We start from the raw sequence: 2,656 nt of genomic DNA, 5'->3' as shown, positions 1-2,656 counted from the left end.
CGGCCCCGCCGCTGCCGGTGGAGGACTGGAACGCCCAGATTTCACTCATGACCGGGATGGCCGCCGCGGCGCTCATGCTCCGGGGCAAAGTCGGCATCCTCCGCACCATGCCCGCCCCGGACGAGGCGTCACTGCGCCACTTCCACCGGCAGACCCACGCCCTCGGCAAGCCCTGGGACGGGGAAATGCGCTATGGCGAGTACCTGCGGACCCTTGACCCGACGGACCCCCGGCAGCTGGCCATTGTGCATTCAGCCGGGATGCTCTTCCGCGGTGCCGGATACACACCCTTCGACGGCACAGTGCCCAACGCCGCCGTCCAGTCCGCCATCGGCGCCGCCTACGCCCATTCCACGGCACCGTTGCGGCGGCTGGTCGACCGCTTCGTCCTGGTGATCTGCGAGGCCCTGAGCAACGGCACCGAGGTTCCTGCCTGGGCCAGGGAGGCGCTGCCGTCCCTCCCTGCCATCATGGGCACCTCGGACCAGTTGGCCGCGAAACTGGAGCGGCTGTCGCTGGACACCGTTGAGGCGGCGCTGCTCGTCAACCATGTCGGCCAGGAATTCGACGCTGTCGTCATCTCCGGACCCAAGCCCGCCAAGGGCGCCAACGGCAGCAGCAACGGCAACGGCGGGAAGACCAACGGCAACGGAAACGGCCCGTCCGGGATCGTCCAGATCGCCGAGCCCGCCGTGACCGCACGATGCCCCGGCGAGCTGGAACCGGGCACCAAAGTCCGGGTCCGGGTGGTGTCCTCGGACATCGCCACACGGGAAATCCAGCTGGAGCTCGTGGGCTGACGGCCCGCTGGCGGTCCGTTGACGGTCCGCAGGCCGTCCCGACGCCGTCGCCAGCCAGCGCTCCCGGTGCCCTCCCGAGGCGCAATCACCCGCCCAGTCGAGGATCCGCGCCTTGTACAGCTAGACTGAAGAGGTAGAAATGGATGCCCGGTCGTTGATTTCCATGATTTTCGAATTCAACAAGCCCGCCCCTACGCGATCTTGAGATACACCCGCTGGTCCCCAGTGCCAGCATTTAGATAGCCCGCGATCGGCTTCCACTGGAATTGCTTGCGCGCCTGAGCGTGCTCCGGAACGGCCACCACGGCCGCCCCCGTTGAGCAAGCAGCGCAGCCCAAAATGAATAAGGAAACTCCCCTGTGAGTGAATTGCACACGCACCAGCTTCTGACCGATGAGTCCGGCACGGAGACCATCGAGCCCGAAGAGACCATCATCTCGGACGAAAAGCCGCACGAGATTGCCGAGAAGACCTTTGCCGACTTCAATGTCCGCGCGGACATCGTGGAGTCCCTGGCCGACGCCGGCATCACCCACCCCTTCCCGATCCAGGCCATGACGCTGCCGGTCGCACTGGCAGGGCATGACATCATCGGCCAGGCCAAGACCGGTACTGGCAAGACCCTCGGCTTCGGCATCCCGGCGCTGCAGCGCGTCGTCGGCCGCGACGACGCCGGCTTCGACAAACTGGCCGTTCCCGGCGCCCCGCAGGCCCTGGTGATCGTGCCCACCCGCGAGCTCGCCGTCCAGGTAGCCAAGGACCTCGAAAACGCCGCAAAGAAGCGCAACGCCCGCATCGCCACCATCTACGGTGGCCGCGCTTACGAGCCGCAGGTCGAGGCGCTGCAGAACGGCGTCGAGGTTGTCGTCGGCACCCCCGGCCGCCTGATCGATCTCTTCAAGCAGAAGCACCTGAGCCTCAAGAACGTCAAGATCGTCATCCTCGACGAGGCTGACGAGATGCTGGACCTCGGGTTCCTGCCGGACGTCGAGACCCTGATCGCCGGCACGCCCGCGGTCCGCCAGACGCTCCTGTTCTCCGCCACCATGCCCGGCCCGGTCATCGCCATGGCCCGCCGCTACATGACCCAGCCGACCCACATCCGCGCCGCGGACCCGGACGACGAGGGCCTGACCAAGCGCGACATCCGCCAACTGATCTACCGTGCCCACAGCATGGACAAGGTGGAAGTGGTAGCCCGCATCCTGCAGGCCCGCGGACGCGGCCGGACCATCATCTTCACCAAGACCAAGCGCACCGCCGCGAAGGTGGCCGAGGAACTGGTGGACCGCGGTTTTGCTGCGGCCGCCATCCACGGTGACCTCGGCCAGGGCGCCCGCGAACAGGCGCTGCGCGCCTTCCGCAACAACAAGGTGGACGTCCTCGTTGCCACCGACGTCGCCGCCCGCGGCATCGACGTCGACGACGTCACCCACGTGATCAACTACCAGTGCGTCGAAGACGAGAAGATCTACCTGCACCGCGTCGGCCGCACCGGCCGTGCCGGCAACAAGGGCACCGCCGTGACCTTTGTTGACTGGGACGACATGCCGCGCTGGGGGCTCATCAACAAGGCCCTCGGCCTGAGCTACCCCGAGCCCGTGGAAACCTACTCGTCCTCGCCCCACCTGTTCGAGGAACTCGACATCCCCGCAGGCACCAAGGGCCGGCTGCCGCGCGACAAGCGTGTGCTGGCCGGCGTCGACGCGGAGGTCCTCGAAGACCTCGGCGAGACCGGCAAGAAGAACTCGCGCACCAGCGCAAAGGACAGCGGAAGGGACGGCGCAAAGGACGGCAGCCGCACGAGCAGCCGTGACGGCGCCCGTGAAGGCAGCCGCACGAGCAGCCGTGACGGC

At 67.3% G+C, this 2,656-nt stretch carries 1 protein-coding gene and 1 pseudogene; both read left to right on the top strand.

Annotation, left to right across the window (positions count from 1 at the left end; translation table 11 throughout):
• A pseudogene (locus Y706_RS26865) lies at positions 1-800 on the top strand (RNB domain-containing ribonuclease); the annotation flags it as partial.
• A gap of 359 nt (positions 801-1,159) precedes the next feature.
• Positions 1,160-2,656: DEAD/DEAH box helicase (locus tag Y706_RS26860; RefSeq protein ID WP_084476301.1), on the top strand; the 1,497-nt coding region annotated here is incomplete at its 3' end.

The organism is Arthrobacter sp. I3, from assembly GCF_000520575.1.
GTDB lineage: Bacteria > Actinomycetota > Actinomycetes > Actinomycetales > Micrococcaceae > Arthrobacter > Arthrobacter humicola_A.
The sequence above is the reverse complement of the archived record's forward strand: the minus strand, read 5'-3'. Positions and strand labels throughout refer to the sequence as shown.